Raw genomic sequence first — 19,403 nt, forward strand, 5'->3', positions numbered from 1 at the left:
CGTAAGGATGCGGTCGGAAACAGATCTGACGACAATTGTGGACACTTATCCGGATGCTGCAGGTTTTCTGTTGGACGCATGGCATTCGGATGCCAAGGGGGGGACCGGGCATCGCTTCGACTGGGACTTGATTCCGAAGGAACTCCGCCGATCGGTGATCTTGGCCGGAGGGCTTGCTCCTGATAACGTCGTGGAAGCCTTGCGGACGGTGCAGCCTTATGCCGTCGACGTATCCAGCGGTGTAGAAGCAGGCAAGGGCATCAAGGATGCCGATAAAATGGCGGCGTTTCTAGAACAGGTACACGAATATGACCATAGAGTACACATCGACTGAATCGTACAACCTGCCCGACGAGCGGGGCCACTTCGGGCCCTATGGCGGCGTATTCGTTGCCGAAACCTTGATGTATCCGATTCAGGAGTTGAGGGACGCGTATTATCGCTACATGAAAGATCCCGAGTTCCTTGCGGAATTAGATTACGATCTCAAGCATTACGTGGGGCGCCCTTCGCCGATCTATTACGCGGAGCGCCTTAGTTCAATGCTGGGTGGCGCGCAAGTTTTCTTCAAACGCGAGGATCTCAATCACACCGGTGCCCATAAGGTCAACAATACCGTAGGACAAGCTTTGCTCGCTAAACGTATGGGCAAACAGCGCGTTATAGCCGAGACCGGCGCCGGACAGCACGGCGTGGCTACCGCTACAGTCGCCGCCCGCTTGGGAATGGAGTGCGTGGTTTATATGGGGGCTGTCGACGTCGAGCGCCAGGCCCTCAATGTGTTCCGCATGAAGTTGCTCGGCGCGACCGTGGTGCCGGTGGAATCCGGTTCGAAAACCCTAAAGGACGCGCTCAACGAGGCCATGCGCGATTGGGTTACGAATGTGGACAATACCTTTTATATCATCGGCACAGTGGCCGGTCCTCATCCTTATCCGGCCATGGTTCGCGATTTTCAGGCGGTCATAGGCCGCGAAGCCAGACAGCAGATGAAGGAACTCACCGGTAGCTTGCCGGACGCGCTGGTAGCTTGCGTCGGAGGCGGTTCGAACGCCATAGGCCTGTTCTATCCCTTCATAGACGAACACGGCGTATCGATGTACGGTGTCGAGGCGGCGGGCGAGGGCATTGCGACCGGTCGCCACTCGGCTCCTCTGAGCGCCGGCAAACCAGGCGTTCTGCACGGCAATCGCACCTATCTCATGGAGGACGAGGATGGCGAGATCATCGAAACCCATTCGATTTCAGCCGGCCTCGATTACCCCGGCGTGGGTCCGGAGCATTCCTGGTTAAAGGACAGCGGTCGGGCCGCATACGTCAGCATCACCGATGACGAGGCGATGGAGGCCTTTCACACGCTGACCCGGATCGAAGGCATCATTCCGGCGCTGGAATCCAGCCACGCCGTGGCTTACGCCATGAAGCTCGCGCCCACCATGAGCAAGGATCAAAAAATCCTGGTCAACCTATCGGGACGCGGGGACAAAGACATCAACACCATTGCAAGGCGCGAAGGAATTACCCTGTGAGCCGTTTGACCGCCAAGTTCCAGACTTTAAAACAAGCCAACCGGAAAGCTCTCATTCCTTTCATCACGGCGGGCGATCCCCATCCGGATTTCACGGTTCCGGCGATGCACGCGATGGTGGAGGCCGGGGCCGACATCATCGAACTGGGCGTGCCTTTCTCCGATCCGATGGCGGATGGTCCGGTCATCCAAAAGGCCAGCGAGCGAGCTCTTCTGCACAAGATGAGCCTTCGCCGCGTGCTGGACATGGTAGAAAAGTTCCGTTCGAACGATAGCGAGACTCCTGTCGTTCTCATGGGGTATCTCAACCCGGTCGAGTGCATGGGGTACCGCGCGTTCGTCGACAGGGCCAGGAGCGCTGGCGTCGACGGCGTTCTTACCGTGGACATGCCTCCCGAAGAATCGTCCGACCTGTTGTCGCTTTTGGAGCAAGCCGGTATCGATCCGATCTTTTTGCTCGCCCCCAACAGTACCGATGAGCGGATACGCAAGATGGGCCAGTTGGGGCGGGGCTATTTGTATTACGTCTCTCTGAAAGGTGTCACCGGCGCCTCGCATTTGGATTTGAGCGATGTCCGGCGTAAGCTTTCCGAAATTCGCGCGCTGACGGATCTGCCGCTGGGCGTCGGGTTCGGCGTCAAGAACGCCGAGATCGCGGCCACGATCTCCAAATTTGCCGACGCGGTGGTAGTGGGCAGTGCGCTGGTCGAGAAAATCGAGGTTGCACGGGGCGACTCCGGGCGAGCGCTCAACGATATCGTCGATCTGTTGAAATCCATGCGTACCGCGATGGACGCATCTTTTTAGCGAGAGTCATCACCTTGAGCTGGTTTCACAAATTAGTACCTTCGAAAATCCGCACGGAAGCGTCTACGAAAAGCGCGATCCCCGAAGGCTTGTGGAGCAAATGTCCGGCCTGCAACGCAATTCTGTACCGGTCGGAAGTCGAACGGAATCTGGAGGTTTGCCCGAAGTGCGGCCATCACATGCGCATCAGCGGGCGCAAGCGCCTGCATCTGTTTCTCGACCCCGGCAATCGCCTGGAAATCGGCGAAGGACTTACGCCCGTCGATCCGCTTAAGTTCAAAGACAGCAAGAAGTACAAGGATCGCTTGGTTCAGGCGCAAAAAGCCACCGGCGAAAAGGACGCGCTGATCGTCGTCGCCGGTCAGCTCCAAGGCCGGCCATTAGTCGCTGCCGCATTCAATTTCGAATTCATGGGCGGTTCCATGGGGTCGGTCGTGGGAGAGCGCTTCGTGCGGGGCGTCAATCACTGCCTGGAGCAGGGAATTCCATTGGTCGTCTTCAGCGCCAGCGGCGGCGCCCGTATGCAGGAATCCTTGTTGTCCCTGTTTCAAATGGCGAAAACCAGCGCTGCCTTGGCGCGGTTGGCCGATGCGGGCATTCCTTTCATTTCCGTGATGACCGATCCGACGATGGGAGGCGTATCAGCCAGTTTGGCCATGCTGGGCGACATCAACATCGGTGAGCCGGGCGCTCTGATCGGGTTTGCGGGACCGCGCGTGATCGAACAGACGGTCCGCGAAAAACTGCCGGAAGGATTTCAGAGAAGCGAGTTTTTGCTCAATCACGGCGCTCTGGACATGATCGTCGATCGTCGGGAGATGCGCGAAAAAATCGCGTCCCTGTTGTCGATACTGGCCTTTGAAAAGCCGGCTGCCGCCAGTATCGAGGCGGTCGTCGTCGAAAAGCGCGTCGAAAGACCCGAAATGCTTGCCGCGGCTTATACCTCTCTTTCTGCCGAAGAACTTACGGGCAACGAATAGTTCATGCGTTTCAAAACGCTGGCTGATTGGCTGGCCTGGCAGGAGACCCTGCACCCGAAGTCTATCGACCTCGGCTTGTCCCGCGTCAAAATGGTCCATGGACGGCTTGGTCGTCGCGAAAAGCCGCCTTTCACCATCACCGTCGGCGGCACAAACGGAAAAGGCTCATGTGTAGCGATGCTGGACGCGATTTTACGCCAGGAGGGCTACCGGGTCGGCACATATACGTCGCCGCATCTTCTACGCTATAACGAGCGAATCCGTATTGACGGGGAACCCGTCAGCGACGACCGGATTTGCGACGCGTTCGAGCGTATTGAACGGGTGCGCGACGAGACGACTCTCAGTTTCTTCGAGTTCGGCACCTTAGCGGCGCTCGATATCTTCGCTACCGCCGATCTGGACGTACAAGTGCTCGAAGTCGGTTTGGGCGGTCGTCTGGACGCCGTCAATATCATCGACGCGGATGCGGCCCTGATTGCCAGCATCGACCTCGATCACCAGGATTGGTTGGGTGAAACCCGCACGGCCATAGGGCTGGAGAAAGCCGGTATTTTTCGACCCGGCAGACCCGCGGTCATCGGAGACAGCGATGTGCCGGAGGCCGTGGTCCGATATGCCGAGGAGGGTGGCGTGCCGCTTTCGTATGCGGGGCGGCATTTTATGTATGAGGTGTCCGGCGACGGATGGAACTGGCTGGGGCGAAACACCCAGCTGGCCGATTTGCCGTTTCCGGCGCTCCAAGGTAGTCACCAATTGATCAATGCGTCGGCTGTGTTGGAAGTCTTGCAGAGGATCGAAACCCACATGCCCGTATCAGCGGCGGCCGTTCGGAATGGGTTGAGAAATGTCACTTTGGCCGGACGGTTTCAGTACATCCCTGGAAGTGTTCCTGTATTATTGGACGTGGCGCACAATCCTCAGGCGGTGAGGGTATTGGCGGAATATCTGGGCTCCCGGTTTGGCGGGAAAACCATACATGCAGTCTTCGCCGTTATGCGCGACAAGGACGTTCTCGGGATTATCACTAACATAAAAGACCTGGTCGAGCATTGGTATTTGGCTCCCCTCAAAATGCCCCGGGCAGCGACTGCCGATCAACTTTTAGCTATTTTCGACAGTCTTGGCGTTTCAGCAGTCCGGTCTGGGTTCGCCGATGCTGCAGCGGCATTCGGTGCCGCCAAACAGGACGCGGAAAACGATCACCTCGTGCTCGTGTTTGGCTCATTCTTTCTAGTTTCCGAGTATTTGGCTCAAATGAGCTGAGTCCGAGGTATTCATGGATCAGCAACTGAAACAACGTCTCATCGGCGCTATCATCATTGTTTCTCTGGTAGTTATTTTCGTGCCCATGCTGTTCGAGGAACGGCAGGACGATCTAAGCGCTGCCGGCTCCGGCGAGATTCCGGCACTTCCCAAAGAGGTTGAAGCCAAGGCCATCGAGCTGCCGAACTCGGCAGCCGATGTTGCTCCGTCGGAGGAGAGCGAAAGCACTAGTACGGGTTATCGGATAATCCCCTTGACCGATGGCGATTCGACCGCCGCGGAAAGCGAGCAGTCCGCTTCTGCCGAGTCCGGCGAAAAGCCCGAAAATCGGGCGGCTTCTATAGCGGATAGTGAACCGACGGTTGCCGATGAGGATGTTTTGAAAGCCACGGGCGATGCGCAAACTAGTCGCGCAGCCGATCCCGCTGAATCGGACAAAGCGCAAGTGGCTAAAACCGATGAACCGGCAAAAGCCGCCGGAGTTAGCAAATCAAAACAGGCTCTCGCCAGAAAAAGCAAACTCGAGCCGACAACCCTGACGGTCAATTCGGAAGAGGGCGCCGTTGATACGATGCCGCCGGAGCAGCCCGCCGCACTGCCTAAGGCGAAACCAAAAGCCCCGCCCGCGAAACCGATCGAAAAAGGATCGAAGAAGTCCGAGACGACAAGAGCTGCCGAATCGGCTAAATCTGCGTCGTCTCCGGTGAGTCCCCAAAAACCGGCGCAGATCAAGCCTTCATTGGATAATTCGAAGGCGGTACCGTCCGAAGCGGTTTCAAAAGCTCCTGAAATCCCATCGAAACCAGCCGTTGGAGGTGGGGGAGCGAAGCTTCCTGAGCCGCCAATTCCCGCACCGGAGGCATCCGATGACTTGGCGGCATGGGTAGTCCAAACCGGTAGTTTTACCACCGAGGGCAATGCGCGGTCACTGGCCGATAAGCTGCGAAAATCGAACTTTCCCGCATTTGTGGAGGTCGTTAACAACGCCGGAACCTCGGTCTACCGCGTTCAGGTAGGTCCCGAGTTGAACCGGACACGGGCAGAGCAGATACAGAAGCAGATTGAGAATACTATCGGTATCAAGGGTATCGTGGTTCCGCATCCGTGATCGCTGGCATTCCCGGATACCGGATTTCTGACCAGACGATTATCAATACGACAGTGCTATCGTCGGCGAGAGTACGACATGTCTAATCTGGTTTGGGTCGATTATTGTATTGCCGGAATCATTGGTTTATCAGCCTTCATCGGGCTGTTGCGCGGTCTTATTCGCGAAGTGTTTTCACTCTGTGCATGGGTTGCGGCAGCGTGGATCGGGTTGCAATTCAGCCGTGATTTTTCGGTTTATCTCGATTCCGTCATTTCCCTTCCCTCCGCCCGGATGGCTGCATCGTTTGGGATACTCTTTTTAGCCAGTTTGATATTGGCCAGCCTGGTTACTTTTTTGCTGCACATGCTGGTGAAAAGTACCGGGTTGACGGGGACCGATCGTCTTGCCGGAATGGTATTCGGTATCGGCCGCGGAGTCGTCATCGTTTCAGTGCTGGTTCTTTTGGCCGGAGCGACACCTCTTCCGGCAGACCCTTGGTGGAAAGAATCTGCCTTGATTCCGCCATTTCAGTCGTTAGCTTTATGGCTTCGCGACCAACTTCCGTCGGACTTCGGCAGTTATGTCAAATTTCGATGATTTTTCATTGTTAAGTGAGTTGACCTATGTGTGGTATTGCCGGCATCGTTTCCAGTGACGAAGTCAATCAGGAGCTGTATGAAGCCCTGACCGTATTGCAGCATCGGGGACAGGATGCCGCGGGTATCGTCACCTGCGAACACGATCGCTTTAACTTGCGCAAGGACAGCGGTTTGGTACGGGACGTATTTCATACTCGCCACATGGTGAACCTCAGGGGAAAGATGGGCATCGCCCACGTCCGTTATCCCACCGCCGGTTGCACGAGCTCGGCCGAAGCCCAGCCGTTTTACGTCAATTCTCCTTACGGCATCAGTCTGGCGCATAACGGTAATCTGACCAATGCCGAGGTGCTGAAGGAAGATCTGTTCGCCCAAGATCAACGACACATCAACACCGATTCCGACTCCGAGGTTCTCCTTAACGTCTTTGCTCATGAACTCCAGGAACTGGGGAAACTTCGGGTCGGCCCCGAAGATGTGTTCCGTGCCGTGGCGGCCGTACACCAGCGCTGCCGGGGCGCTTACTCGGTGGTGGCGATGATCACCGGTTTCGGTATCATCGGTTTCCGGGACCCTTACGGCATTCGCCCCTTGGTGTTCGGCGAACGCAAGACCGCCAAGGGCACCGACTACATGATCGCATCGGAGAGCGTCGCCCTGGACGTGTTGGGATTCAAGTTGATTAGGGATGTGCAGCCTGGCGAGGCCGTGATCATCGAAAAAAACGGTACGCTACATACGCGCCGATGCGCCGAAAAAGTGCTTTATTCGCCGTGCATATTCGAATTCGTTTACTTCGCACGCCCCGACTCCATCATCGACAATATCTCGGTCTACAAGGCCCGGCTTCGCATGGGCGATAAACTGGCCGAGAAAATTATGCGGCTGCGCCCGGATCACGACATCGATGTCGTGATCCCCATTCCGGATACGAGCCGGACTGCGGCGTTGCAGCTCGCCAACCGGCTGGGCGTGAAATACCGGGAGGGCTTTATCAAGAATCGCTACATCGGACGTACGTTCATCATGCCCGGACAACAGCTTCGCAAGAAGTCGGTCAGACAGAAACTGAACGCGATCGACCTCGAATTCAAGGACAAGAACGTTTTGCTGGTCGACGATTCAATCGTCCGAGGCACTACGTCCATGCAAATCATTCAAATGGCGCGGGATGCCGGAGCGCGCAAAGTTTACTTCGCGTCCGCGTCTCCGCCGGTACGCTATCCTAATGTATACGGCATCGACATGCCTGCGGCGCATGAATTGATCGCCCATGGGCGCAGCGAACAGGAGGTGCAGGATGAGCTTGGCGCGGATTGGTTGATTTATCAGGACTTGAGCGATTTGATCGAGGCCGTGCAGAGAGGAAATCCTTCCATCGGGCGGTTTGACACATCGTGTTTCAACGATGACTATGTCACCGGGGATATCAATCAGGAATACCTCGATCGGCTCAGCAAGCACCGTAACGATCAGTCCAAGGCCAGACGCTCGGCCGATGGTTCGATCATCGAGTTGCACAACGCGGGCTAGTATCACGGACGCTTTTTGCGAGGTAGACCACATGACCGATTGGGAATGGCAGCAGTATGCCATCGAAACTCAGGCGATACGCGCCGGGCAGCGACGGACGTCCGAACAGGAACATTCCGATCCGATCTTTGCGACGTCCAGTTACGTGTTCGACAGCGCCGAGGATGCCGCCGCGAGGTTTTCCGGTAAGATTCCCGGCAATATCTATTCGCGCTTCACCAATCCCACCGTTCGAGCTTTCGAGGAACGGCTCGCCGCCCTGGAAAGCGGAGAACGCTGCATTGCGGTGGCTTCGGGAATGGCCGCTATCGCTACGACGGCCTTCGGATTGTTAAAGGCCGGAGACCATGTCGTGTGCTCCCGGAGCGTGTTCGGCAACACAGTTCTGCTGTTCCAGAATTACCTGAGCAAATTCGGCGTCACGACCACTTTCGTGGATATGACCGATTATGCGGCCTGGGAAACAGCCGTCAGGCCCGAAACGCGCTTTCTTTTTCTCGAGACTCCCTCAAATCCGCTGACCGAAATTGCGGATATTCATCGCATTGCAACGATAGCCAGGCAAAATGGGAGCCTTCTGGTGGTCGATAACTGTTTCTGTACGCCCGCTTTGCAGAAGCCTCTGGATTTGGGAGCGGATATCGTCGTTCATTCGGCAACCAAGTACCTGGACGGGCAGGGGAGATGCGTCGGAGGCGCGATCGTTGGCCGGCAGGAGTTATTGGATAAGGAAATCTATCCCTTTCTAAGGACGGGTGGCCCTTCCATGAGTCCGTTCAATGCCTGGGTATTTCTCAAGGGGCTGGAAACCTTGGCGATACGCATGCGCGCGCATAGCGAGAATGCCCTGAATCTTGCGGAGTGGCTGGAAGCCCAGTCTTGGGTCAAGCGCGTGTATTATCCGGGACTGCCGTCCCACCCCCAACATGAGTTAGCCGTGCGGCAACAATTTGCGGGCGGCGGCATCGTGAGTTTCGAGGTCGAAGGGGGCCGGGAAGGGGCCTGGAACCTGATCGACTCGACCCGCCTGCTATCCATCACTGCGAATCTAGGGGATGTCAAAACGACCATCACCCATCCCGCAACCACGACTCATGGCAGGCTGAGCGAGAACGAACGTGCCGCTGCCGGTATCAGCGAGGGTTTGGTCCGTATCGCCGTGGGGCTTGAAAATATCGATGACATCAGGCGCGATTTGCTTCGCGCCTTTGCATAAGATCGGATTGGTCGTATCGACCTCCGCGTGCAGAATCTCATTCGTAACAAAAAGGAACAGTCATGAAAGTCACCGTCTTTGGTTCGGGTTATGTCGGCCTCGTTACCGGAGCCTGTCTGGCCGAGGTAGGCAATGAGGTGGTATGCGTAGATATCGACGAGGGCAAGATTGCCCGGCTCAATCAAGGCGAGGTTCCGATTTACGAGCCTGGTCTGGATAGCATCATCGAACGCAACATGGCCGCGAAACGTCTGCATTTCACCACCGATGTGGACCTGGCGGTTCAGCATGGTTTATTCCAGTTCATCGCAGTCGGCACGCCTCCCGACGAGGATGGGTCGGCCGACCTGCAATATGTGTTGGCCGTCGCGCGCAGCATTGGCGAACGCATGGAGGATTATCGCGTTGTAGTCAACAAGTCGACCGTGCCCGTCGGCACGGCGGATAAAGTCCGCCAGGCGATAAATACGGTGCTCAACGACCGGCAGAAGCCATGTGAATTCGATGTGGTTTCAAATCCGGAATTCCTGAAAGAGGGGGCAGCCATCGAGGATTTCATGAAGCCGGATCGTATCGTGGTGGGCACCGACAATCCCCGCACTACCGAACTTCTACGGGCCTTGTACGCGCCATTCAATCGCAATCACGACCGCCTGGTCTGCATGGATATTCGCTCGGCCGAGCTGACCAAGTACGCGGCCAATGCCATGCTGGCGACGAAAATCAGCTTCATGAACGAATTGGCGAATCTCGCCGAATGTCTGGGCGCGGATATCGAGAAGGTGAGGGTGGGCATCGGGTCCGATCCGCGGATCGGTTACCACTTCATTTATCCCGGCTGCGGATACGGCGGTTCGTGCTTCCCGAAAGACGTTAAAGCACTCGAGCGCACCGCGCGGGACGTCGGATATCAGGCCCAGTTGCTGCGGGCGGTCGAGGATGTCAATGACCGGCAGAAACTGAGACTTTACGAAAAAGTTAAGGATTATTTTAAGGACGATCTAAAAGGAAAGACACTCGCTCTCTGGGGGTTGGCATTCAAGCCGAATACGGACGACATGCGCGAAGCTTCCAGCCGGGTGATCATCGAAGCCCTTTGGGAGGCGGGCGCCAAGGTACAAGCGTTCGATCCGGTCGCGACGCACGAAGCCGGGCGATTATATGGGCATAGGTCCGATCTCGCGCTTTGCGACAGCCCCGAAGCTACCTTGAAAGGTGCTGACGGCTTGATTATCGTCACCGAATGGAATGTATTCCGCAGCCCCGACTTTGATACGATCAAGGCCGAACTGTCGCATCCCGTCATCTTCGACGGTCGGAATCTTTATGATCCGGCCCGGATGAAAATGATGGGATTTGATTATTTCGGCATTGGGCGGGGCGCGTCCTTAGCCTGATTCGAATAGCGGGGGCGCTCGGCGCCCCCTCTTTTCCAGCCATCAGCTCTTCATCAGCGCACGTACATGCGCGGCCACACTCTTTCCTAAAGCCTCCAGGTTGTATCCACCTTCCAAAACGGATACCAGTCGGCCTCGTGCGTGTTCTTTCGCCAATTTCACCAGTTCCGAAGTTACCCAAGCATAATCGTCCTCGACCAAATTCAGATCGGCCAGGGGATCGTCCCGATGGGCATCGAAGCCGGCGGAAATCAAGACAAGCTCCGGCGTAAAACGATTGATAGCGGGCAGAATCTTGTCCGCCACGGCCAAGCGAAATTCATGGGACCCGCTGCCGGCTGCCAGAGGCACATTGATCATATTGCCCGCACCGGTTTCGCCGGACCTCCCGGTCCCGGGATACCAAGGGAACTGGTGAGTCGATGCATATAAGACGTCCTTATTCGTTTCGAATGCTCGTTGGGTACCGTTTCCATGGTGCACGTCGAAATCCATGATGGCGACCCGTTCGATTCCATGGTGTTTGCGGGCATATTCGGCGGCAATGGCGATATTGTTGAACAAGCAGAACCCCATGGCCGCGTCGGGTTCGGCATGATGTCCCGGCGGCCGGACAGCGCAGAAAGCGTTCGTGGACTCCTTGGCAAAAACGGCATCCACCGCGGCACATGCGGCACCCACGGCATGCAAAGCCGCTTCGCCCGAACCGGGCGACACGACCGTATCGCCGTCGAGGTAAGCAAAACCCAGTTTGGGCACGGCTCCCAAGACGTAATCGATGTGCCGATCGGTGTGGATTAAACGAATCTGTTCGCGGGTACCGCGCGGCGCTTCCCGTCGATCGAGACCGGAAAAATCGGGTCGACTAAGTGCGCGCTCGATCGAACGCAAGCGCTCCGCGTTTTCCGGATGCCCAAGGCCGGTGTCGTGTTCCAAGAAACTCCGATGACTGAAGCAAATCGTAGTCATGACGAGCATCCGGCGTGATAAACGTATGAGTGATCCATATAATACCCGAGTATTGCCGTTGGAATAGAACCGATACCGTTTGATGATTGATCGTTCCCCGTTATTTGGACCAATGATCGATGACTCGTTCTCGGGAATGGAAAACGGCGGTCGTTTTATACGACAAATGAAACCGTTTCGAATCGTGCGTGGGGCTCGAGTCGAACAGAATTGCAAACTTTAGGGGAAACCATGCTGGAAGAATATCGCAGACACGTTGCCGAGCGAGCGGCACAAGGGCTTGTGCCGAAACCTCTGAGCGCGGAAATGACCACGGCTCTGGTATCGCTCATCAAAAATCCGCCTCAAGGCGAGGAAAAATTCTTGCTCGACCTGTTGACCAACCGCGTGCCGGCAGGCGTGGATGAAGCGGCCTACGTCAAGGCAGGTTTTCTGGCAGCTGTCGCGAAAGGTGAAACCGTCTCGCCGATATTGGATCCGCGCCTTGCGATCGAACTTCTCGGCACCATGCTGGGCGGCTACAACGTAGCCCCACTGATCGAACTGCTCGACCATCCGGCGTTGGGACCGCTGGCCGCAAAGGGCTTGTCGCATACCTTGCTGATGTTCGATGCGTTCCACGATGTTTGCGAGAAGGCCCAAGCCGGCAATGCGAACGCACAGGCGGTCATGCGGGCTTGGGCCGAAGCCGAATGGTTTACGAGCCGGCCGAAGGTGCCTGACGTCATTACGGTGACCGTATTCAAGGTGCCGGGTGAGATCAACACCGACGATTTGTCGCCCGCCCAGGATGCTTGGTCGCGGCCCGATATTCCGCTGCACGCCAAAGCCATGCTGAAAGTGCCGCGCGAAGGCGTCACCGATGCCGAGGCGCAGATAGCGGAACTCAAGACAAAAGGCTGGCCGGTTGCATTCGTGGGCGACGTCGTAGGTACGGGTTCTTCTCGGAAATCCGCGACCAACTCGGTGCTGTGGTATATCGGCGAGAATATTCCATGTGTTCCGAACAAACGGGCGGGAGGCATGTGCATCGGAGGAAAGATCGCTCCCATCTTCTTCAACACCATGGAAGATTCCGGTGCCCTGCCTATCGAGTGCGATGTCTCGAACTTGCATACCGGCGACGTTATCGACGTCTACCCTTACAAAGGCGAGATCAAGCGCCACGATACCGGCGAGCTGCTTTGCACTTTCGCCTTGAAGAACGATATTCTGCTGGACGAGGTGCAGGCCGGGGGGAGGATCTCGCTCATCATCGGACGCGGCCTTACCGATCGTGCCCGCAAGGCACTGGGTCTCGACATCTCGCCGGTATTCCGACGTCCGGAATCTAAACTGGACAGCGGCAAGGGATATACCCTCGCCCAAAAGATGGTCGGAAAAGCCTGCGGGGTAAAGGGTGTACGTCCCGGCACCTACTGCGAGCCTCATATGACGACGGTAGGATCTCAAGACACTACGGGCCCGATGACGCGCGACGAGCTCAAGGATTTAGCTTGCTTGGGGTTTTCTGCAGATTTGGTGATGCAGTCCTTCTGTCACACGGCGGCCTATCCCAAGCCCGTAGACATCGATGTCCACCACACTTTGCCCGATTTCATCATGAATCGCGGCGGCGTTTCGCTTCGTCCCGGCGACGGCATCATCCATTCATGGCTCAACCGCATGCTGATTCCGGATACCGTCGGAACCGGCGGCGATTCGCATACCCGCTTCCCTATCGGGATATCGTTTCCCGCGGGTTCCGGCCTGGTCGCTTTCGCTGCCGCCACCGGTGTGATGCCTTTGGACATGCCGGAATCGGTACTGGTCAGGTTCAAGGGCGAAATGCAGCCGGGCATCACGCTCAGGGACCTGGTGCATGCCATTCCTTATGCGGCGATGCAGCGCGGGCTTTTGACTCTCGAGAAAAAGGGCAAGAAGAACGTTTTTTCAGGACGCATCTTGGAAATCGAAGGACTGCCGACTCTAAAGGTAGAGCAGGCATTCGAGCTGGCGGATGCTTCCGCCGAGCGGTCCGCCGCCGCCTGTACCGTACGCCTGAACAAAGAGCCGATCGAGGAATATTTGCGGTCCAATATCGTTTTGCTCAAATGGATGATCGAGCAAGGTTATGGCGACGTACGAACCTTAATCCGGCGAATCGCGGCCATGGAGGATTGGCTGGCTGATCCCATGCTCCTGGAGCCCGATGCCGATGCCGAATATCACGAAGTGATCGAGATCGACCTGAGCGAGATTAAAGAGCCGCTCTTGTGTTGCCCGAACGATCCTGACGACGTAAAACCCTTGTCTGCCCTTGCCGGCACCCAGATCGACGAGGTCTTTCTCGGTTCCTGCATGACGAACATCGGCCATTTCCGTGCGGCCGGAAAAATCCTGGAGCACTTCGGGACGCAAGTTCCAGGGCGTTTATGGATCGCTCCGCCGACCCGGATGGATCAGTTGGAATTGACCGAGGAAGGGTATTACGGCATCTACGGCAAAGTGGGCGCTCGGACCGAAATGCCCGGATGTTCATTGTGCATGGGCAATCAGGCACGGGTGGCGGACCATGCCACCGTGGTATCGACCTCGACGCGAAACTTTCCCAATCGGATGGGAGCGGGTGCCAATGTGTTTCTGGCCTCGGCAGAACTCGCGGCCGTATGTTCGAGTTTAGGGCGCATCCCGTCGTACGAAGAATACATGGCTTTCGTTCAGTCCCTGGAAAAGGACGCAACGGATACCTATCGATATCTGAATTTCGATCAGATTCCCGACTACGTCAGAAAGGCGGAACAAGTCGCTTTAGACGCCACGGCTTGAAATGCCAAGTGCGACAGCGCCGCTTGCCGCAACCGACGAGGCATCGGCAAGTGGCGGCCTGTTGTTCTTATTCCGAAACGATTACGAAACTCATGTCGACCAATCTATTCGAGATTGCGGAATCGTGCCTATACACGCCATCCGTGGAAGCCAAACTGGAAGCGACCGAGCGGGCTGCGCTGGCCTTCCGGGGAGAAGGCTTTTCCCTGGATGATCGCTTGCCGCCCAAGCCGGCATCGGAAGTCCGCTTCCCGGAGCGTCCGGAGCTGGTGGACCCGAGGCATTTGCCGCGGCGGAAACTCACGACCCCTGCCGGGAAGATCGCGTTTCTGCATGCGGTTGCCCACATCGAATTCACCGCGATTCAGCTCGCATGGGATATGGTTTATCGGTTTCGCGAAATGCCATCGGCGTTTTATGACGATTGGCTGGAAGTAGCCATCGAGGAGGCTTATCACTTTTCTCTGGTTCGAGGAAGGCTAAAAGACTTTAATGCCGACTACGGCCAACTTCCGGCACATAGAGGATTATGGGAATTAGCCGAGGACACGGCGCACGACGTGAAAGCCCGCCTGGCGTTGGTTCCGCGCGTGATGGAAGCGAGGGGATTGGACGTCACCCCGGCAATGATTGACAAGCTCGATGCCTTAGGCGATGACGCAACCGCGAATATCCTCAGGATTATCCTGAGGGACGAGGTTGGCCATGTGGCGCGAGGTACTCGTTGGTTTCAATACGTGTGCAACGAACAGGGAATCGATCCCGTAACGGAATATTTCGATCTTGTCGAACGCTATCTTCGGGGGGCTGTCCGCGGTCCGTTCAATATCGAATTGCGCCGAGCGGCGGGATTTAGCGATCTGGAGTTGCAGCGCTTGAAGGGGATGGCTAGCGAAAGTCCGGCCCGCCCGGACTGAGGAGCCGCGGGCCGGGGAGCTTTCGATTCCTTACTCGGCGATGGCTTGATGTTCCTGATTCGGGCCGTAGTGGGACACGACATAACGCTCGACCAATTCCTGAAAGTCTTCGGCGATACGATCGCCCTTCAGTGTTACCGTCTTTACGCCATCCTCGAAGACCGGGGCGACCGGTTGCTCACCCGTGCCGGGCAAGCTGATTCCGATATTGGCGTTCTTGCTCTCGCCCGGGCCGTTGACCACACAGCCCATCACGGCCACGTGCATGTCCTCGACACCCGAATATTTCTTGCGCCATTCCGGCATCTTGTGACGGAGATGGCTCTGAATCTGCTGAGCCAGCTTCTGAAAATAGTCGCTGGTCGTACGGCCGCAACCGGGGCAGGAGATCACCATCGGCGTGAACGAGCGGATGCCCATGGTTTGGAGAATCTCCTGGGCGACGATGACTTCGTGAGTGCGATCGGCGCCCGGCTCGGGGGTCAAGGAAATACGGATGGTATCGCCGATGCCCTGCTGCAGCAGTACCGCCAATGCGGCCGTAGACGCCACGATGCCCTTGGATCCCATGCCGGCTTCGGTAAGCCCCAAGTGCAGAGCGTAATCACAGCGTTCGGCGAGCGCTTGATAAACGGCGATCAGCTCCTGAACGCCGCTCATCTTGCACGACAGTACGATACGGTTTTTGGGCAATCCTAATGACACGGCACGCTCGGCGCTTTCCAAAGCCGAGGTGATGACCGCCTCGCGCATCACTTCGGCGAGTGGTCTTGGGTCACTAAGCTGCGCGTTCTCATCAAGCAGGCGTGCCAGCACGGATTGATCGAGGCTTCCCCAGTTGACCCCGATCCGCACGGGTTTTTCGTAGCGGCAGGCAAATTCGATCATCTGGGCGAATTGGGGATCGCGCTTGGATCCTCGGCCCACGTTGCCGGGGTTGATACGGTATTTCGCCAGTGCTTCGGCACAACCGGGAAACTTGTCCAGCAGCTTATGACCGTTGAAATGGAAGTCGCCGATCAGAGGAACGAAGCAGCCATTCCTGTCCAATTCTTCGCGTATCTGAGATACGGCCTGTGCTGATTCTTCATTGTTTACGGTAATGCGGACCAATTCGGAACCGGCCTTGGCCAGATCCATCACCTGTCTGACGGTGCTTTTTACATCCGCGGTATCGGTGTTGGTCATGGATTGGACGACCACCGGCGCATTGCCGCCGATCTGGATCTCACCGACTTTTACACCGACCGAATCTCTTCTATTCATCATGCTTAAAAACCTACTGGGATACTTCGCGAGTCCGCTATTTTATCAATGACACAGCTCAAGCCTATCGTAGGCTTGCGGTAATTTCCGAGTTCTTTACTTGGGTGTCAAGTTATAATTATGGAACTTACAGCGTGTGCCGGAATAGTAAGCCCTCGAAGGACGCTCCGGCCAAGGATCACATTACACCGTGCGTATTCAGTATTTTTCGGACATACATCTCGAATTCGGATCTTTGGAGACGACGGCGGCCGATGCGGACGTTGTCGTCGCAGCCGGAGATATCGGTGTTGGCCTGCAAGCTTTGGACTGGCTTAAATCATTTGGAAAGCCTGTCATATATGTAGCGGGTAACCACGAGTTTTACGGCCAAGAATATCTCTCCACCCTGGCAAACCTAACTAGTGCCGCTAGCGGAACCAATGTGCAGTTCCTGGAACAACGCGCGTGGGTGTATGACGGAGTGAGATTTTTGGGTTGTTCCCTGTGGAGCGATCTCGGGGGCGACGATAACGATCAGCTGGAGGAACTGGTTTCTATCGTCAATGATTTCCGAAAGATTCGATACCGCACAGATGCTTTGAATGCGAAAAGCTATCGCCAATTGCATTGGGAATCCCGCGAATGGCTCTTTGCCGAGCTCGCAAAACCGTTTCCCGGGAAAACCGTGGTGGTCACCCATCACGCTCCGACGCCTTGGAGCTGGCGGGACAGCCCCAGTCAGATCAAACGCCATGCCTACTGCAATGACCTGAGAGAAGTCCTGCACAGTTTCGAAATCGCAGCCTGGTTCCATGGCCATACCCATGCCGTCTCCGACTATCGGTGCTCTGGCACGCGAATTCTCTGCAATCCCCGAGGCTATTTCCCAAATCAGCTCGTAAGCGAATTCGACCCAAGAAAAATCTTGGAAATTTAGGCGCTCTCCGAGGTCAAGCGAAAATGTCAGCGGCCGCCCTGTTCGAATCGCGCCTGCGTCCTTCAGGCCATTGTCTTCGCGATTTCGAAAATTTCTTCGGCATCCAGAATTTGATCGTTACTCTCGAAAAGCTTAGCGATACAGGCACGGTGCAGTGCCAGTTTCAGCGTACCGAAGCCAATGGCTCCCCAAACGATTTTTCCGTTTCGGTCTGTTCCACGGTCCATCATATCGGTCCCGCCGATACCGATTGGAGGAGTCGCGTTGGCATCCGCCACCAGCTCGATCGACGGATTATCCTGCCAATGACGTTCTTCCAACAGTTCTACACCGGCTGCGCCGGCCGCAAACACGATATGCGCTTGCTCTATGGATTTCCCGCGCGCGTCGTTATCATGAGCCTCAATAGGGGTCAGTTCGACGCCGAACCGCTGTTTCATGTCTTGGCAAGCTTTCTCGGCGCGAGCCATCTGGCGTGATGTGATCGAGACCCGAGCGCCTTCTTTGGCCAGCATTACCGCCGCCCGCTGGCCCACAGGCCCGGTACCTGCAAGAACGACAGCCCGTTTTCCGGCAATTGCTCCGCTCGCTGCGAGTTTGGCGACGCCCGCTGCGGCCGTGGTGTTGCTGCCGTTGCTATCCAGCATTACGGAGACTCGAAAACCTCCGAAAAACTTTTTCTTGACCGCCTTCAATAGCTCTTGTCCGGCCATCAAATCGCTGCCCCCGATGAAGATTGCCGTATTTTTTTTATCCTTGGGCGCTCTTGTAAAAATTGTGCCGTCCACCAATGCCCCAACGTTCTCCGGCGTCAGGCCACCGTGGCCGATTACATGATCCGCGCCGCCATCATAGGCGACAACGGTGTCGAACACAGATGGGTAAAAATCGGTATCGAATTGGAACAAAAGCTTCTTCATTCTTTTTCCTTGGAATGGCACTTAACCTTGAGCGGGTTTGGCGGATTTTTCCGATTCGTCATCGAACCGGCGAGATATCGCCAATCCGAAAAAACGGAAAATTTTAACCCGTAACGCCTTGTGTTTTATACTTTCCGGCCATTTTTCATACTATGAACCTGATGGAGCGAATGGCATGATCAAAGACAAAACAATCCATCAATTTTTGGACGACTTGGCCAGCAAGTCGGCAACTCCCGGTGGCGGCAGCGCAGCGGCCATTATGGGAGCTATGGGCGCCGCTTTGGTGAGCATGGTTTGTAATCTCACCATAGGAAAAAAAAATTATGAGGCCGTCGAACCAGAGATGAAAGAGCTGCTGACGAAAGCGGAAAGCTTGCGTGCGCAGCTGATGGACATGGTTAGAGCCGATGTCGAAGTATTTGATAAGGTCATGGGCGCCTACGGTTTACCAAAAGAAACGCAAGAACAGAAGACCGCCAGAAGCCAGCAGATACAATCGGCTTTGCAGGAGGCGACCGATGTACCGATCGCGTGCGCGAAAGCCTGTGCCGAAGTGATCAGGTTGAGCAAAATCGTAGCGGAAAAAGGGAATCGAAACGTAGTCAGTGATGCCGGCGTTGCCGTCGTGGCAGGTTACGCTGCGCTGAAAAGCGCCGCGCTAAATGTTTATGTGAACGCCGGTGCTATAAAGGATGAAAAATTCGTATCTTCCCGCTTAGCCGAATTGAACGGGATTTTGAGCGGAATGGATCTCCTGAATGAGGAAATTTTCCAGACCGTCAAGAGCAAGCTGTAAAGCAAGCGCTTGTTATCATTGACGACAGAGGTATGCAGCATACCGATTGACGATCTGTAACGACATGGGTATTATTGTGAGTCTTGATGGTTAGCCGAACGGCTTCTCGTTAAAGAAGGTCGTCCGGGGTATAGCGCAGTCTGGTAGCGCGTCTGCTTTGGGAGCAGAATGTCGGGGGTTCGAATCCCTCTACCCCGACCAAGCGCTTGTAGCTCAGCCGGATAGAGCATCGGCCTTCTAAGCCGAGGGTCGCAGGTTCGAGTCCTGCCAAGCGCGCCATCTATTTGTAATTTTCCGACGGTGGCCGTAGCTCAGTTGGTAGAGCCCCGGATTGTGATTCCGGTTGTCGTGGGTTCGAGCCCCATCGGTCACCCCACTTCTAGCTCGTC

Annotated in this window: 15 protein-coding genes, 3 tRNA genes and 2 pseudogenes; 17 read left to right on the forward strand and 3 right to left on the reverse strand. The window is 56.1% G+C overall.

The window, feature by feature from the left end; all coding sequences use genetic code 11:
- The 10 genes and pseudogenes from ABJK70_RS07815 to ABJK70_RS07860 form a co-directional block, all read left to right on the forward strand.
- Positions 1–334: pseudogene (locus tag ABJK70_RS07815) on the forward strand (N-(5'-phosphoribosyl)anthranilate isomerase); the annotation flags it as partial.
- The gene (trpB, locus tag ABJK70_RS07820; RefSeq protein ID WP_086134779.1) at positions 309–1,529 is read left to right on the forward strand and encodes a tryptophan synthase subunit beta; all 1,221 of its coding nucleotides are present in this window, start codon (positions 309–311) and stop codon (positions 1,527–1,529) included. The pseudogene ABJK70_RS07815 and the gene trpB, both read left to right, overlap by 26 nt.
- Entirely contained in the window at positions 1,526–2,335 is an 810-nt protein-coding gene (gene trpA / locus ABJK70_RS07825) for a tryptophan synthase subunit alpha (protein WP_077729527.1), read from the forward strand. The genes trpB and trpA overlap by 4 nt, the downstream gene beginning before the upstream one ends.
- 8 nt (positions 2,336–2,343) lie before the next feature.
- A pseudogene (gene accD, locus ABJK70_RS07830) lies at positions 2,344–3,189 on the forward strand (acetyl-CoA carboxylase, carboxyltransferase subunit beta); the annotation flags it as partial.
- A gap of 129 nt (positions 3,190–3,318) precedes the next feature.
- A complete protein-coding gene (folC, locus tag ABJK70_RS07835; RefSeq protein ID WP_077729525.1) occupies positions 3,319–4,581 on the forward strand; it encodes a bifunctional tetrahydrofolate synthase/dihydrofolate synthase in 1,263 nt (420 codons plus the stop codon).
- A 13-nt stretch (positions 4,582–4,594) separates the two neighbouring features.
- Positions 4,595–5,689: an SPOR domain-containing protein gene (locus ABJK70_RS07840; protein WP_133715984.1), complete on the forward strand. Its 1,095-nt coding sequence runs from the start codon at positions 4,595–4,597 to the stop codon at positions 5,687–5,689.
- Between the two features lie 78 nt (positions 5,690–5,767).
- Entirely contained in the window at positions 5,768–6,268 is a 501-nt protein-coding gene (locus ABJK70_RS07845) for a CvpA family protein (RefSeq protein ID WP_086134776.1), read from the forward strand.
- A 26-nt stretch (positions 6,269–6,294) separates the two neighbouring features.
- Complete coding sequence (purF, locus tag ABJK70_RS07850; protein WP_077729522.1) at positions 6,295–7,803, forward strand: amidophosphoribosyltransferase; 1,509 nt, start codon at positions 6,295–6,297, stop codon at positions 7,801–7,803.
- A gap of 31 nt (positions 7,804–7,834) precedes the next feature.
- A complete protein-coding gene (locus ABJK70_RS07855; RefSeq protein WP_133715985.1) occupies positions 7,835–9,019 on the forward strand; it encodes an O-succinylhomoserine sulfhydrylase in 1,185 nt (394 codons plus the stop codon).
- 62 nt (positions 9,020–9,081) lie between these two features.
- Positions 9,082–10,416: a UDP-glucose/GDP-mannose dehydrogenase family protein gene (locus ABJK70_RS07860; protein ID WP_077729520.1), complete on the forward strand. Its 1,335-nt coding sequence runs from the start codon at positions 9,082–9,084 to the stop codon at positions 10,414–10,416.
- A 42-nt stretch (positions 10,417–10,458) separates the two neighbouring features.
- On the opposite strand, the gene ABJK70_RS07865 is transcribed toward ABJK70_RS07860, so the two are convergent.
- Positions 10,459–11,385: a histone deacetylase family protein gene (locus ABJK70_RS07865; RefSeq protein WP_086134821.1), complete on the reverse strand. Its 927-nt coding sequence runs from the start codon at positions 11,383–11,385 to the stop codon at positions 10,459–10,461.
- A gap of 231 nt (positions 11,386–11,616) precedes the next feature.
- On the opposite strand from ABJK70_RS07865, the gene acnB reads away from it, so the two are divergent.
- Positions 11,617–14,193 carry a bifunctional aconitate hydratase 2/2-methylisocitrate dehydratase gene (gene acnB / locus ABJK70_RS07870; RefSeq protein WP_077729519.1) on the forward strand — a complete coding sequence of 859 codons (2,577 nt, stop codon included), beginning with the start codon at positions 11,617–11,619 and terminating at the stop codon, positions 14,191–14,193.
- Positions 14,194–14,285: 92 nt separating this feature from the next.
- Entirely contained in the window at positions 14,286–15,110 is an 825-nt protein-coding gene (locus ABJK70_RS07875; protein WP_347257716.1) for a ferritin-like domain-containing protein, read from the forward strand.
- A gap of 30 nt (positions 15,111–15,140) precedes the next feature.
- Here ABJK70_RS07875 and ispG read toward each other — a convergent pair whose 3' ends face one another.
- The gene (ispG, locus tag ABJK70_RS07880) at positions 15,141–16,379 is read right to left on the reverse strand and encodes a flavodoxin-dependent (E)-4-hydroxy-3-methylbut-2-enyl-diphosphate synthase (protein ID WP_347257717.1); all 1,239 of its coding nucleotides are present in this window, start codon (positions 16,377–16,379) and stop codon (positions 15,141–15,143) included.
- A 187-nt stretch (positions 16,380–16,566) separates the two neighbouring features.
- Here ispG and ABJK70_RS07885 point away from each other — a divergent pair, with 187 nt between their 5' ends.
- Complete coding sequence (locus tag ABJK70_RS07885) at positions 16,567–17,295, forward strand: metallophosphoesterase (RefSeq protein ID WP_077729516.1); 729 nt, start codon at positions 16,567–16,569, stop codon at positions 17,293–17,295.
- A 62-nt stretch (positions 17,296–17,357) separates the two neighbouring features.
- Here the strand turns inward: ABJK70_RS07885 and ABJK70_RS07890 are convergent, their stop codons facing one another.
- Positions 17,358–18,215 (reverse strand): NADP-dependent methylenetetrahydromethanopterin/methylenetetrahydrofolate dehydrogenase, encoded by an 858-nt coding sequence (locus ABJK70_RS07890; protein WP_077729515.1) that lies wholly within the window; start codon positions 18,213–18,215, stop codon positions 17,358–17,360.
- 175 nt (positions 18,216–18,390) lie between these two features.
- Here ABJK70_RS07890 and fchA point away from each other — a divergent pair, with 175 nt between their 5' ends.
- The 4 genes from fchA (at position 18,391) to ABJK70_RS07910 (ending at position 19,390) form a co-directional block, all read left to right on the forward strand.
- Complete coding sequence (gene fchA, locus ABJK70_RS07895; RefSeq protein WP_077729636.1) at positions 18,391–19,014, forward strand: methenyltetrahydrofolate cyclohydrolase; 624 nt, start codon at positions 18,391–18,393, stop codon at positions 19,012–19,014.
- A 124-nt stretch (positions 19,015–19,138) separates the two neighbouring features.
- Positions 19,139–19,215, forward strand: a tRNA-Pro gene (locus tag ABJK70_RS07900).
- A 1-nt stretch (position 19,216) separates the two neighbouring features.
- Positions 19,217–19,293: transfer RNA gene (locus ABJK70_RS07905), tRNA-Arg, on the forward strand.
- Positions 19,294–19,314: 21 nt separating this feature from the next.
- Positions 19,315–19,390: transfer RNA gene (locus ABJK70_RS07910), tRNA-His, on the forward strand.
- Positions 19,391–19,403 lie beyond the last annotated feature (13 nt).

Source organism: Methylocaldum sp. (assembly GCF_039794385.1).
Lineage (GTDB): Bacteria > Pseudomonadota > Gammaproteobacteria > Methylococcales > Methylococcaceae > Methylocaldum.

Coding starts and splice junctions, on each gene's coding strand:
- trpB (WP_086134779.1), top strand. CDS start 309: ATGACCATAGAGTACACATCGACTGAATCGTACAACCTGCCCGACGAG.
- ABJK70_RS07845 (WP_086134776.1), top strand. CDS start 5,768: ATGTCTAATCTGGTTTGGGTCGATTATTGTATTGCCGGAATCATTGGT.
- ABJK70_RS07890 (WP_077729515.1), bottom strand. CDS start 18,215: ATGAAGAAGCTTTTGTTCCAATTCGATACCGATTTTTACCCATCTGTG.
- folC (WP_077729525.1), top strand. CDS start 3,319: ATGCGTTTCAAAACGCTGGCTGATTGGCTGGCCTGGCAGGAGACCCTG.
- acnB (WP_077729519.1), top strand. CDS start 11,617: ATGCTGGAAGAATATCGCAGACACGTTGCCGAGCGAGCGGCACAAGGG.
- ABJK70_RS07865 (WP_086134821.1), bottom strand. CDS start 11,385: ATGACTACGATTTGCTTCAGTCATCGGAGTTTCTTGGAACACGACACC.
- ABJK70_RS07875 (WP_347257716.1), top strand. CDS start 14,286: ATGTCGACCAATCTATTCGAGATTGCGGAATCGTGCCTATACACGCCA.
- ispG (WP_347257717.1), bottom strand. CDS start 16,379: ATGATGAATAGAAGAGATTCGGTCGGTGTAAAAGTCGGTGAGATCCAG.
- ABJK70_RS07860 (WP_077729520.1), top strand. CDS start 9,082: ATGAAAGTCACCGTCTTTGGTTCGGGTTATGTCGGCCTCGTTACCGGA.
- fchA (WP_077729636.1), top strand. CDS start 18,391: ATGATCAAAGACAAAACAATCCATCAATTTTTGGACGACTTGGCCAGC.
- ABJK70_RS07855 (WP_133715985.1), top strand. CDS start 7,835: ATGACCGATTGGGAATGGCAGCAGTATGCCATCGAAACTCAGGCGATA.
- purF (WP_077729522.1), top strand. CDS start 6,295: ATGTGTGGTATTGCCGGCATCGTTTCCAGTGACGAAGTCAATCAGGAG.
- ABJK70_RS07840 (WP_133715984.1), top strand. CDS start 4,595: ATGGATCAGCAACTGAAACAACGTCTCATCGGCGCTATCATCATTGTT.